This is a genomic window from Altibacter sp. (assembly GCF_019913785.1).
GTDB lineage: Bacteria > Bacteroidota > Bacteroidia > Flavobacteriales > Flavobacteriaceae > Altibacter.
On record NZ_JAIOHK010000063.1, the window covers coordinates 136574 to 149208 of the forward strand.

The 12635-nt window shown below is 34.4% G+C and carries 12 protein-coding genes; 3 read left to right on the plus strand and 9 right to left on the minus strand.

Annotation, left to right across the window (positions count from 1 at the left end):
- Positions 1 to 56: 56 nt before the first annotated feature.
- The 7 genes from K8F54_RS11845 to K8F54_RS11875 form a co-directional block, all read right to left on the minus strand.
- A complete protein-coding gene (locus K8F54_RS11845; RefSeq protein WP_290791213.1) occupies positions 57 to 1211 on the minus strand; it encodes a hypothetical protein in 1155 nt (384 codons plus the stop codon).
- Between the two features lie 6 nt (positions 1212 to 1217).
- Complete coding sequence (locus K8F54_RS11850) at positions 1218 to 1973, minus strand: class I SAM-dependent methyltransferase (RefSeq protein ID WP_290791215.1); 756 nt, start codon at positions 1971 to 1973, stop codon at positions 1218 to 1220.
- A complete protein-coding gene (locus tag K8F54_RS11855) occupies positions 1954 to 3000 on the minus strand; it encodes an ABC transporter substrate-binding protein (RefSeq protein ID WP_290791217.1) in 1047 nt (348 codons plus the stop codon). The genes K8F54_RS11850 and K8F54_RS11855 overlap by 20 nt, the downstream gene beginning before the upstream one ends.
- Positions 3001 to 3017: 17 nt before the next feature.
- Positions 3018 to 3755 carry an ABC transporter permease subunit gene (locus K8F54_RS11860; protein ID WP_290791219.1) on the minus strand — a complete coding sequence of 246 codons (738 nt, stop codon included), beginning with the start codon at positions 3753 to 3755 and terminating at the stop codon, positions 3018 to 3020.
- Complete coding sequence (locus K8F54_RS11865) at positions 3752 to 4549, minus strand: ABC transporter ATP-binding protein (RefSeq protein ID WP_290791220.1); 798 nt, start codon at positions 4547 to 4549, stop codon at positions 3752 to 3754. Before K8F54_RS11865 ends, K8F54_RS11860 begins: the two co-directional genes overlap by 4 nt.
- A 407-nt stretch (positions 4550 to 4956) precedes the next feature.
- A complete protein-coding gene (locus tag K8F54_RS11870; RefSeq protein WP_290791222.1) occupies positions 4957 to 5982 on the minus strand; it encodes a PD-(D/E)XK nuclease family protein in 1026 nt (341 codons plus the stop codon).
- Positions 5983 to 6201, minus strand: a complete 219-nt coding sequence (locus tag K8F54_RS11875) for a DUF6140 family protein (protein WP_290791224.1) — start codon at positions 6199 to 6201, stop codon at positions 5983 to 5985. It lies immediately after the preceding gene.
- Between the two features lie 929 nt (positions 6202 to 7130).
- On the opposite strand from K8F54_RS11875, the gene K8F54_RS11880 reads away from it, so the two are divergent.
- On the plus strand, positions 7131 to 8030 hold the full coding sequence (locus K8F54_RS11880; protein WP_290791226.1) for a T9SS type A sorting domain-containing protein: 900 nt from the start codon (positions 7131 to 7133) through the stop codon (positions 8028 to 8030).
- 128 nt (positions 8031 to 8158) lie between these two features.
- Here K8F54_RS11880 and K8F54_RS11885 read toward each other — a convergent pair whose 3' ends face one another.
- Positions 8159 to 9163: a DUF4397 domain-containing protein gene (locus K8F54_RS11885; RefSeq protein ID WP_290791228.1), complete on the minus strand. Its 1005-nt coding sequence runs from the start codon at positions 9161 to 9163 to the stop codon at positions 8159 to 8161.
- Between the two features lie 224 nt (positions 9164 to 9387).
- Here K8F54_RS11885 and K8F54_RS11890 point away from each other — a divergent pair, with 224 nt between their 5' ends.
- Positions 9388 to 9765 (plus strand): hypothetical protein, encoded by a 378-nt coding sequence (locus tag K8F54_RS11890; protein ID WP_290791230.1) that lies wholly within the window; start codon positions 9388 to 9390, stop codon positions 9763 to 9765.
- On the opposite strand, the gene K8F54_RS11895 is transcribed toward K8F54_RS11890, so the two are convergent.
- Positions 9762 to 11156, minus strand: coding sequence for an MBL fold metallo-hydrolase (locus tag K8F54_RS11895; protein WP_290791232.1), 1395 nt, complete (start codon positions 11154 to 11156; stop codon positions 9762 to 9764). The genes K8F54_RS11890 and K8F54_RS11895 overlap by 4 nt on opposite strands.
- Before the next feature lie 146 nt (positions 11157 to 11302).
- Between K8F54_RS11895 and K8F54_RS11900 the strand changes: the two genes are divergently transcribed.
- Positions 11303 to 12340 (plus strand): M28 family metallopeptidase, encoded by a 1038-nt coding sequence (locus K8F54_RS11900; RefSeq protein WP_290791234.1) that lies wholly within the window; start codon positions 11303 to 11305, stop codon positions 12338 to 12340.
- The last annotated feature ends 295 nt before the right edge of the window (positions 12341 to 12635 follow it).

The window sequence follows — 12635 nt, forward strand, 5'->3', positions numbered from 1 at the left end:
TTGAGCTAAGAAGATTTGTTTTTTAACTCAGTTCTTTGTTATGCACTGGCTTTTACTTAATTATATTTAAAGTCTTCCCGAATTGTTCTCAAATTAAGATATAAATATATACTTTGTAGAAAGATGAGTTGAATAATTATTAAGAGATAAGATTCGATAGGTGTTATAAATGCAATTAATGGTACTCCAAAAACAATTACTAAATCCCAAATAAGAGAAACCCTAAAACTACTTTGTCCTCGTTCTACTATTATTCTTTGCTTATTGGAAGTAAAGCTTATTTCATTTTTATCTATCTGACTCATAAAATTTTTAGCTATTAACCACATAAAGGCATCTAGTAAAATAAAAGTATAAATAAGATATTTTACATTTAAAAAAGGAATAGTATTATTAAAAACTGTTTCAATATTAGTTCTTTCAATTATCCTTATTTCGTTGTTAAAAATTAACACATATAGTTCCTTAAATATTATTAGAGTTGAAAAAAATAAGATTATAGGAACGGAAAAGTGAAGAAAACTATGTGCTATTTTCCTCCTTTTAGTCTGAAATACTTCATTGTTAATGTTGTTGAAAAATGAAAGTATGTAATCATAAAAAAACTTTAAATTAAATATTGAATAAAATATTATGAAGAAAGCTACTTCCTTATCAGTTCCTAGTGATTCTTGGTTATTTGGAAAAAGTTTTGATAATGAAAACCCGTCAATGAAGTAGTGAATTATAAAGTATAAAATGATAAGAACGATAGGAATGAAAAGCCATATTAATTGAGAATATTCCTTTAGAAGTCCCATTCTCGTATACTTATTAAGGATAAAATTAAAATTTTTCAATTTACCTTCAATTACCTTTCTTTTAACTAGTTCAGTATTAATTGTTGTCTTAATATTTTTTAAAATATTTTCTTTTTTAAACTTTACAGTGTTTGCCTTTGCAAAGACTTCTTCATATTTGCTTTCATCAATTGGACTCAATAATTTTGAAACAATTATTGCTGTACCGTGAGTGTTTTTTATTTCTTTGGGAATGTCATTAAAATTTGATAATTTCTTATCTGTAATCACTAAGTCGCAATATTTGTTATCACCTGCAAAATGAAAACAAATCTCATAATTTATATTGCTGATTTTTGTAGTGTAACTTTCAACATTCAATTCATCTTCTAGCCATAAGCCAACTCTATATGTAGTGTTATTAACTTTCATCAATAATTATTTGAATACCATATATTGATATGTTTTTGGAAGAAATTTTGAAGTTTTCACGACTTCACCGTAGTCGGACAATTTCATTCCCAATAGGTTTGCCTGTTTGTAGTAATCATCAAAAGAATACAGTACACTTGCATATTTTAAATCTTCACTTTCTGCATCTCCTAAGTCAATATTTTGAAAAAAATATGGAACTTCTCCAGTCGATTTGATTTCTTCATACATTTTTAGTTTTTCTTTGAACTCTTCCATATTTCTACTTACCGCAAGTATTAAAAATATACAGTCTATAGTAAATATGACTAATTCACCGTTTGCCTTTAACATTTGATGAGCATTAGAAAAAGCAGTGTCTAAATCCGAGTTTTCAAAAAAAGTAAATAGATTAAATACAATATCAGCCTTTTGTATTAGTTTTTTTGGAATTCCTTCTTCGAAATCAATTTCAATAAATTCAACGTTAGATTTAGAATGATACTTGTTTTTTAGATGTTTAATAAAAATAGGATTGAAGTCTAGACCAATATATTTAAAATCAATATCTAATTCTAATAGAAATTCTAATAGCCAAGCACTACCGCACCCCATATCTATTATGGTCATATTTGGCTTTACAAGACTTAATAATTTTTTTTTAAAAAAAGATTGTGTGTCTTCAACTTGCCTCAGTGGATTGTTTAACCAATAAGTGGAATTCTTCTCCCAATTTTTTTGATTCTCTTTTCTAAAATCAAACTTACTCTTGAGCATTTTCATCGTTTTTCGGTTTTATTTCACTAAGATATTTAGAAATGAATTTTGTATTAACAGTTTTTTCGTAATCAAATGAGTTAATTTGACCAATGCTTGTTAAAAGTTCTGACATTTTTCTCCAAGATTCTTCTTTAGCATAAAGTATTCTGCCATTTTCTCCTTTGAAGTACTCCATTCCTTGTATAAGAGATTTTAGTTCTTTGTTTTCATCAATATTTTTATCGTATTCTTTTAAGTACTCAATTGATTTTTTGGGATTCTTGAGAGCTAGTTCCCAACCTTGAGAAATTGAATTAACAAATTTTTGTACTATCTCTGGATAACATTCAACTAATTCTCTTTTACAGAAATAGACTGTTCCTATAAAGTTAATATCATAATTACTAGGGTATATATAATTTAGTTCTATTCCCTGAGCGTTTAATGTGATAGGTTCATCGTTAATAAAAGCTGGATAAACGTCATAATCATCTTGAGTAAAGCCAGTCAACACCCATCCCGTAGGGATTTCATTTTTCTTTTCTATTCCAAGTTTTTCTTTTTGTTTTAAAGCTTGGTATATTAGGTGAACGGGGGAGCCTTCCATCGTCCCAATCTTTTTTCCTACCATATCCTTAGGGACTAAAATATTTTTTCCTTTTTTGGAAATGAAACAAGCTAAGGATTTGTAATTGATAACTCCAACAATTACAAAATTGTCATTGTCTTGATTTGCCTGAATTACCTGTTCTGCACCAGCTACTCCAAAGTCAACTTCACCAGATTTAACCAATTGCATTATATTGGTTTGGTCAGAACCTGGAATGATTTCTATATCCAAGTTATAAATTGAATCTGTAACATTTTGTGCGTAAAGTTCACCAGCGAATCCCGAATTTGGAAACCATTGTTGTTGTAGTTTGATTATTGTCTCTCCTTTAGAATTAACGTCCATTTTTGAACGATAATTATCGCAATCTTTGTTGTCCTTACAGTTTGTAAGCAGCAAGGACAATATTCCTAATATGTAAATTTTAAATTTTAGTTTCATATTGTTATAATTTAAATTTATATATACCATTTACCTATTTTTTTTTCAAGTTTTTCAACAGTTTTAAATAAAAACCAACCTAAAAATACTGTTAATACTATTGAACATACCATTAATTCAGGTTTTGAGTTCTTGGGTGCTAAATAGAGATTTTTACCAAGACCGTCAATCGCTCCTAAAAACTCTACAACAATAGCTCCCATCATTGCCATTGTTGTTCCTAATTTCAAACCAGTGAAAATATTAGGTGTCGAAAGAGGCAAAATTATTTTAAAAATCGTGAAATACTTATTTGCATCATATGTGTAGAGTAGTTCTTTTGTTTCATTGGAAATACTATTAACACCTGCTGAAAAATTTACAAAAACTGGAAAAAAGCACATTAATACAACCATTGCGATTTTTGACAATATGCCCATTCCAAAAAGTATAATAAAAAATGGGGCTAGTGTTATAATGGGTAGTACTTGAGATGTCACAAAAATTGGAAGAATTATTTTTAAAATTTTAGGGTATATCAAACAAATAAACATAATTGCAAAACTAAAAACAGTTGCAATTATTAAACCTAATATAGCTTCTAATGAAGTTGTAATAGTTGAATTTAGAAGATTCAAATAGTTTATTCTTGCATAATCAAATGATGCTGTAGGACTAGATACGAAATAATTTATTGCTGAAGAATATGAAGCAGCATATTCCCATATTATTAAGAAAATGATAATAAATATTATAAGTATAATGTTTTTTTTCATAGATTTATTTGTCCACGGTTTTCCTCAATACATTTTTTAATTTCAACAAATTCTTTATTGTATTTTAGCACTACATCATTGTAGCTTAATTCATCTGACCAATTTGGTATATTGATTGACTTAATTATTTTGTGATTATCTCCAAGAATAACAATATTATTTGAGAAATAAACTGCTTCGAAAATATCGTGAGTAACTAAAATCACAGTCGTATTATTCAGATTTTTCAATCTTTTAACTTCCTCATATAATTCTGATTTCCAAACTATATCTAATGATGAAAAAGGTTCGTCCAAAAGCAGTAGTTTAGGATTAGTTATAAATGTCCTAGCTAAAGCAGCTCTTGTTTTCATACCACCTGATAATTCTTTCGGCAATTTGTTTTTATGATTAATTAACCCAGTAATTTTGAGATAGTCTGAAACTATTTCATTTTCTTCGGTTTTTTTGCCTAGTATTTTTAACGGTAATTTGATATTTTTTTCAACACTTAAATGAGGCAGGAGGTTTGAATTTTGAAACATATAACCCAATTCTCCTTTAGACCTTTTATTTTTCCATTTGATTTTTTCTTTTATTATATCAGAGTCATTAATCTTTATTTCACCTTTAAGAAAATCGATATTTGTTTCTTGAAGCATACCATTTATCAATCTCAAAATTGTTGATTTTCCAGAACCAGAAGAGCCAACAATTGATGTACAAGAAGATGGATTTACGGTAAATGAGATATTGTCAAGTACGGTTTCTGTTGCATTATAACCGAATGAGATATTTTTTAGCTCTATTTTCATTACTTTTCTAATTGTTCTTGAGCTTGTGTATAACTCGTTACATGTCCTATTTAGAAATGGTTATAAAGCAATTTAAACCCAGAAAACAACGGTTTTCAATCATTGTTATCCCAATTAGGAATTGCTAAATAAAACTGGGGCGTTTGTAATAGTGAGTGAGTAAAGTTAATAATTATAATATTACATAAAGAGATTCCGTAATAAAAAATAACATAAACCTATCAAATCTTTTTACCTTCTAGATTAACACTCATTCCAATTTCGATTATTATTTTACCTAATTCTGAAAGAACAGTTTCGCTTCTTCCTTTCGCACAGATTATGATAAGTCCACTATCAAAAAGTCTATGCAATTCAGGTACAACGACTTTTTAAAAAGTGTGAAGATTAAATAAATTTAACCGCCACTAACTATACAAGGTGTTGAGTGCAGTTATTTCTTTTTCAGTTTCATTTATTAATTTCATAAGTCCTTTTAAATTCTCAACTGTCGCTTGAAAATCCAAAAGTCCATTTTCGTATGTTAGTCGGTATTCAGAGTTCAGTTTGGCAACTCCCATATATGCTCCTAAACGACCAAATTGAGAAATTCCAAGATTCAACTCTTTTGCCTTTTTATACAAGTGTCTACGATAAAAATCTCTCACTTCTCTACGGTCATTTTCCTTGTAAGAATAGAGTTTGAACACAAATCTGTCTTGTTCCAATTGCAGATAATATTCAAATTCTCTTCCGTCAATTTTAGAGTAATTCCAATTCCACCAAAAACCGAGAAATCCACCTGCTGCATTTGCTACATATTCCCAATTTCCGCCAATGTGTTTTTGAAGTTCAGAGTAGAAACCCTGCCAAGAATACCAATGCCATTCGTTTAACGGTTTATTTAGATAACTTTTAATTTTCTTGTCCAAGTTGTCAAGGTTGTTGTAATAATCAACAATAATGTCGTTTTGTTGAGACCGTTCAGTTGAGTTGATATAGTCTTCGAGAATTAATAGCATTTTGCTTCTTTGGAATAGCGAAAAACCTGCTTCCTTAATATCTCTGTATTTTCCTTGTTCTTCCATTTTAAAGTAAACAAGCTTTATATCAATGTCTGATTTTTCGTAATGCTTTTTTGAAAGTTCAGAATATCTAATAAGTTGGTCTGAATGTTCTTTAGTACCTTTTTTATCTTCAATTACAAGAAAGTATTTGTTGTTCACTAAAGCCCAAACGTCAATGTTGTTCCATTGTCTTCCTGCTTCTACGGTTTCAATTGAATAGGATTTGTCTTTGCCCAAAAGTTCTTGAACAAAGGAAATAGCACAAGCATTTAAAAAACTATCAACTTCTCGATAGTCTTTATCTGCCCATTGAATTAACCAAGTCAAAAATGCGTCTTGCGAAAGTTCAGAAGTTGCATAGTCAAAGAGATTTGGTTTTAACTTCATTTATTTCACCTTTTTCACGTCAAGATAAACTGTTGAAAGTCCGCCATTATTTTTAATGTCAATTCCGTATATTCTTTGAAAGGCATTAATAACTTCGTGTCCGCCATTAGTGGTTACTGGATTATAGTATCTTGAAGAAACGTCTACCGTCATTCCCTTTTCAAGTCTAATTCCGCTTGAATACTTGTTTTGTTTTACTGTAATTCTAAATAATGCCATTTTTAATTTGTTTTTTTTTGCCTACTTCTGTTTTAAGTCTTTATTCAGCTTTTTCCGACCGCTGTGTTTTAATTGCACACAACATATTAAATGAGAAACAATAATGTCGATATCTTTTTCCTGAAGATAAATAAAGCTTACCATAAATTTATATATTTGATTAGAATTATTCTTTAAAACAGGAGAGCTAAGTTACCCTATGGGTTACCCTAAAAACTCAACCATTGGGAAGCGTTGAAAACATTGATGTTTAAAGACAGGTGGAAGAACCTCTTTCTCCGCAAAAGGAAACCCACAACGAAAGTTGTGGGTTTATTGTTTTCAGGAGCGCCGAAAGTTTACTTTCGTAAGTGACTGGGAACAATAAACAAAACCACCGCAGGTGGTTGAGGTTTCTATGTTTGTATTGGATTACCAGCTCGGGATCACGAACAAAGTAAGTAATCCCAGGGTGATTTTTAAAAACCAAACGCCTGTCAATGTGGTTAGTGCGCTTATAGTGGTATTGGATCACCACCTCGGGATCACAAACAAAGTGAGTAATCCCTAGATCTCTGTAGCGAAGAACAAACACAGTAAACAATGCCATTCCGCCGACTGGCTCCTTCACTAAAAGTGTCCACTGGACACTTATTTAACGCTCGGTCCGGTTTCTATGCTTGCTCAGGATTTCATTCTTAGGGATCACCACCTCGGGATCACGAACAAGGTGAGTAATCCCAGTGTGATTTTTGAAAACTAAATACGTGTCAGTGTGTTTAGTGTGCTTATGGTGGTGATGGATTACCACCTAGGGATCACTGAACCATAGCAAAGTAATCCTCTTTCCTTCAAAAAGACATGTGATCTAAATCATGATAGGGCATATTTCTTTTTCAACTCTAATTTGATTGTAATTTTGAATATATTGCAAAAAAAATAAGTTAAAAATGAAAAAACTACTCGTGCTTTTACTATTGTTGGCTTTTTCAAACCATTCATATTCACAAGATTACACACCATTGTTAGATTATTACAATGAGTGGAATCTTAGATTTTGTTTTGCCTCCATATGCGATACGGATCTGTATTACACAAATGGGGATACGCTAGTCGATGGCATGAACTATAAGGTGCTGGATGGTTATCACTATATTTCCAGAGGGTTTTTATTGCGAGAAAACATTCCTGAAAGAAAAGTTTATTTAAAAGTTATTTTACCAAGTGGAATAAGCGACTATCTATTATATGATTTCTCTCTTCCCGTGGGCGACTCTATTGATATGAAAAACCCCATTACTCCATTTCCGGAAGATGCTGGCTATTTCACGGTAGATTCTATCATACCACGACCCTTGGTCGACGGAAACCATTACCGCCATTTCTATTTTTCTCCGTCTGCTTCCAACACGGTTAGCACAAATAATGCTATTTGGATTGAAGGAGTTGGATCGATGTCAATAATTACCGCCCCCAGTGGGGATCCCGATATTAACGGTGTAGGTCGAGTTGCCTGTATGTTTAAAAATGGAGAATCGTTTTATTCAGATTTAGATATCATCGATGAATGTGAGCCTTTGTTTATTCTTGACACATCTTCCTTTGAAGATGAAAAGAATATTGTTAAAGCCATAACAACGCCATCAACCAATGTGTATGAGATCATAAATATAGCCGACATTACAACTATCCAACTCTATAATTTGTCGGGCGTGATTTTAGAATCCTTCGAGAATGATAATCGTGATTCGATCAGCCTCAATTTAAACAAATATCCATCGGGAATCTATATACTTGTGCTTAAAGCCAACAACAATAGCAAACAGGTTTTAAAAATTATCGTGGCGTAAAACTAAAAGTACCTTATTGGTTTAATATGCTTTTATAATTTCCACAAACGAAAACCCACAACTTCAGTTGTGGGTTTTCGTTTGTGAAATCAAATTTAATATCAAATATAGGTATAACCAAGAATAGGTTATTTCTTGATAAACTTTTTTGAAACCAGTGTGGCAGTTCCATCCAGAACACTTAGTTGATATACACCTGTTTGCAATGCACTAACATCAATTGTATTATTTGATGTAACCACATTATTAACAACTGTTCGTCCTAACATATCGGTTATTGAAACATAGAAATTGGCTAATTCAATTCCTTCAACCACTAGGTTCAATTGATTTGACGTCGGATTTGGATACAAGGAAAAAGTAGTAGTATCAAAGTCATTTACTCCTAAGGGTGCACTTGGTAATTCAACTAAATTTCCTGCAACACCTGTCGAAACCCACAATCCAAAAGCAGGACCGTTACTGTTATTTGCAGGGTTTAAAAACCCAGAAGCCAATACTACTAGAGCAGCTCCATCTAAATTCAAAGTTGCCAATGGTGCAGCAAAAGCAGCTACCCCAACAGATCCTGTTTCATCTCTAATTTCTAAAACATAATCTGCAGTAGGTAATTCCAAATAGCCTTGGAATTCGGTATATGAGATATCATCTACAATGGTACCTGCTCCTACACCGGTTTCTACTACGTCTACAGTTGGCGCATCTGTGGAGCCATGGTGCACTAACACATCGGTGTTGGTACCACTTGTGGCCGCTTCTCTACCCATAACATACACCTGTAATCCAAATGGCTGTGGTGGGTCGTATCCCGTTGGACTTACTATCCCATCGGCAACGACGACATACGTTTCTCCATCCATTAAGGTCACTGGGAAAGAAGCAATAATATCTCCCGGGCCAGTACTAGTTGGTGGCGCCACTCCTATAATAACTTCAACACCGGCCGGAAAGTCTATAAATCCGGTTTCAGTCCTAAAAGTGAAATCGTCCAAGGTGAGGTTTGCATCAAGATAAACATCCACTTGTTCGGCTGCTGCGTCTGCTGAATTGTGAATAATGTTTACTCTAGCGGTTTGTGAAAATGCTGTGAACGAAATAAGGGTCACAACAAGAATTTGTAATACGTTTTTCATAGCGTTTTGTTTTAAAGTTTGACCAAATCTAAACAATAATTTATTTTGTTTAATCTTTTTTATTAAAAGTTTAACAAACCATCTAATCTTTTGATTTTAAACATGCTAAAAAACATCGATTTTATTAAAACATTCCCAAAAAGAGGTATAGTAGCATTTACAGCCATACAATTGGTAATACAAAATTTAAAAAAGTATATTTATACCATTATAGATATGACTCCATGAAAAAATTACTTTTCTTCTTATTTATCGCGTGTATTGCGACAACAGGATTCAGTCAAGATATGGCTATAGCTGTTTACGGACTGGATAACACCAACAAGGCAACGCGAATGCTCATACAAAAAGCCACGTCCGATGGTGAGAATGCATACCTAATTGTGAAATCTAAAGACAGCCATAGTCCAATGCTCAAGGACGCGGCTACTGCTCGTCGTGTTTTTACGGAAATACGTATAGTGTTGAAGTTGGCGAATGGTGTAATTACCACCAACAAATTGACCCAGGCTTCCTTATATGCTTATTCTGAAACCGGACAAGGTACTACGGCTACCGAAACTTTTAGACTAGAGTTTGAAGACGAAATACAGTTGCATTAATTGCTCAGTGAGGCGATAGGTATTCCCACATTCTTGATATCGGCAAATCCACCGGCCACGTCGATCACATTGTGAATCCCTCTGCTTTTTAAAATGGAAGCTGCAATTACCGAGCGATAGCCGCCCGCACAGTGTACATAAAAGGTTTTTTCTTTCGGGAATTTAGAGAAATGATCGTTTATAAACCCGAGGGGGATTAACATAGCATCCGGGATATGTCCATTTTCAAATTCACCTTCATTGCGTACATCAATAACCGGCACCTCCTGTTTCAAAGTAGTTTTAAAAGTTTCAGCTGAAATAGATTCCATAGCGTCAGTTTCTTTACCCGAAGCCTTCCAAGCTTCAATGCCACCCACCAAATAGCCCAGCGTATTGTCAAATCCTACGCGTGATAAACGTATAACGGCCTCTTCTTCTCTCCCTTCAGAAGTCACCAAGAGTATAGGTTGTGCTACATCGGCGATAAGTGCTCCTACCCAGGGGGCAAAACCACCATCCAGTCCAATAAAGATGGAACGAGGGATATGTCCTTTTATAAATTCACTTTGGTGGCGCACGTCCAAGATCACAGCGTCACTACTATTGGCCAAATGTTCAAAAGCTTCCGGGGAGAGCTTTTGAGTTCCCCGAGAGATAACTACATCAATATCATCATAGCCTTCCTTGTTCATTTTCACATTAAGTGGAAAATAGACCGGCGGAGGTAATAAACCATCGGTCACTTCTTTCACAAATTCGGCTTTGGTCATATCGGCCCGAAGTGCATAATTTAGCCGTTTCTGACTCCCAAGCGTATCCACCGTTTCTTTCATCATATGTTTTCCACAGGCAGAGCCTGCACCATGTGCCGGATATACAATCACATCGTCGCCCAAAGGCATAATTTTATTTCGAAGACTTTCAAATAAGATGCCTGCCAAATCTTCTTGAGTCACTTCATTGGCCTTCTGTGCCAAATCGGGTCTTCCAACATCCCCTAAGAATAAGGTATCTCCGCTAAAGATGGCATGGTCTTTTCCGTTTTCATCCCGTAATAGATAGGTGGTACTTTCCATGGTGTGTCCCGGCGTATGCAAGGCCACAACGGTAATCTTTCCCAATTTGAATTCCGCACCATCGCTCGCAATAATTGCATCAAAAGACGGATTTGCATTCGGGCCATACACTATAGGAGCACCGGTCTCCTTCGAAAGCGTTACATGACCACTTACAAAGTCGGCATGAAAATGTGTTTCAAAAATATATTTAATAACGGCATTATCTCGTTTCGTCCTTTCCAAATAAGGCTTTACTTCACGTAAAGGGTCTATAATGGCTACTTCGCCTTCACTTTCAATATAGTAGGCCCCTTGAGAGAGACAGCCGGTATAAATTTGCTCGATATGCATAATCCAAGAATTTTCACAAATATAACCATTGTTCTAGTTTCAAGAGTTCCAATCAGGTCGATTTTCTATTTTTCACATAATTTTCACAATTGGGTTTTCAAGTTTATATATCTTTAGCCAATTCAATTTTATCTGAAAAAAATCCTATGAAATATTTACTAGTCTCAATTATTACCGTTGTTGCAGTTGCTTGTAATTCAACACATAATTCTGCTCAGAATTCGGTACCGCCTACTACGGTGAGTAGCCCTTCCCGTGTTGATTATGCAAATACAATTACTGCTGACGAATTAAAAACTCACTTATATATCTTTGCTGGCGATGCGATGGAAGGTCGAATGACCGGACAAAAAGGTCAGAAGTTGGCGGCAGAATACCTTCGGAATTTTTATATGGACCAAGGAATCCCCTCACCTATTGAAGATAAAAACTATTATCAGGCAATTCCAGCCGAATATTTCGGTAGAATGAAAGACCCGAAAGGTTCAGAGAATGTGGTGGCGTATATTAAAGGTTCTGAAAAACCGGAGGAAGTGATCGTGCTTTCTGCGCATTACGACCATGTGGGAACCGATAAAGATGGCAATGTGTATAACGGTGCCGATGATGACGGAAGCGGAACAGTTTCGATGTTGGAAATAGCAGCGGCCTTTCAACAGGCAGTTGAGGATGGCAATGGCCCTAAAAGATCGATACTTTTCTTGCATGTTACCGGTGAAGAAATTGGATTGTACGGTTCAAAATATTATACCGAAAATCCACTGTTCCCCTTGGAAAATACGGTGTGTAATCTGAATACCGACATGATTGGTCGTATCGACCCCGATAAAGCAGACAATCCAAACTACGTTTACCTTATTGGCAGTGACAAATTAAGTCAGGAATTACACGATGTTTCTGAAGCCGTGAATGAAAAATACATCCAATTAGAATTGGATTATAAATTCAATGATGATAACGATCCAAATCGGTTCTATTACCGAAGTGACCATTACAATTTTGCCAAGAAAAATATTCCGGTGATTTTCTATTTCAATGGAACACATGCCGATTATCACCAACCTACGGATACGCCCGATAAAATTGAATATGAGCTTATGGCAAAACGTGCACAGCTTATTTTTCAAACCACCTGGGAGATTGCAAACCGAGAGGGACGTATTACAGCCGATAAGTTGAAGTAAGGCGCAATTGTGTCTTTTTTTTGTCATTCTGACGCAAGTCAGAATCCATTATTCGTTGAGACTATTATCCCCAATGGACACTGTGTCAAGCACAGTGTGACAAGTCCTATTACCCCCTTCTTGTCATTCTGACGCAAGTCAGAATCCATTATTTGCAGTGACTATAAACCCAATGGACACTGTGTCAAGCACAGTCTGACAAATACCATACCCCCTTCTTGTCATTCTGACGCAAGTCAGAATCCATTAAGCACAGTGTGACAAGTCCCATTACCCCCTTTTTGTCATTCTGACG

Coding starts and splice junctions, on each gene's coding strand:
- K8F54_RS11880 (WP_290791226.1), top strand. CDS start 7,131: ATGAAAAAACTACTCGTGCTTTTACTATTGTTGGCTTTTTCAAACCAT.
- K8F54_RS11900 (WP_290791234.1), top strand. CDS start 11,303: ATGAAATATTTACTAGTCTCAATTATTACCGTTGTTGCAGTTGCTTGT.
- K8F54_RS11850 (WP_290791215.1), bottom strand. CDS start 1,973: ATGAAAATGCTCAAGAGTAAGTTTGATTTTAGAAAAGAGAATCAAAAA.
- K8F54_RS11845 (WP_290791213.1), bottom strand. CDS start 1,211: ATGAAAGTTAATAACACTACATATAGAGTTGGCTTATGGCTAGAAGAT.
- K8F54_RS11885 (WP_290791228.1), bottom strand. CDS start 9,163: ATGAAAAACGTATTACAAATTCTTGTTGTGACCCTTATTTCGTTCACA.
- K8F54_RS11865 (WP_290791220.1), bottom strand. CDS start 4,549: ATGAAAATAGAGCTAAAAAATATCTCATTCGGTTATAATGCAACAGAA.
- K8F54_RS11860 (WP_290791219.1), bottom strand. CDS start 3,755: ATGAAAAAAAACATTATACTTATAATATTTATTATCATTTTCTTAATA.
- K8F54_RS11875 (WP_290791224.1), bottom strand. CDS start 6,201: ATGGCATTATTTAGAATTACAGTAAAACAAAACAAGTATTCAAGCGGA.
- K8F54_RS11870 (WP_290791222.1), bottom strand. CDS start 5,982: ATGAAGTTAAAACCAAATCTCTTTGACTATGCAACTTCTGAACTTTCG.
- K8F54_RS11890 (WP_290791230.1), top strand. CDS start 9,388: ATGAAAAAATTACTTTTCTTCTTATTTATCGCGTGTATTGCGACAACA.
- K8F54_RS11895 (WP_290791232.1), bottom strand. CDS start 11,156: ATGCATATCGAGCAAATTTATACCGGCTGTCTCTCTCAAGGGGCCTAC.
- K8F54_RS11855 (WP_290791217.1), bottom strand. CDS start 3,000: ATGAAACTAAAATTTAAAATTTACATATTAGGAATATTGTCCTTGCTG.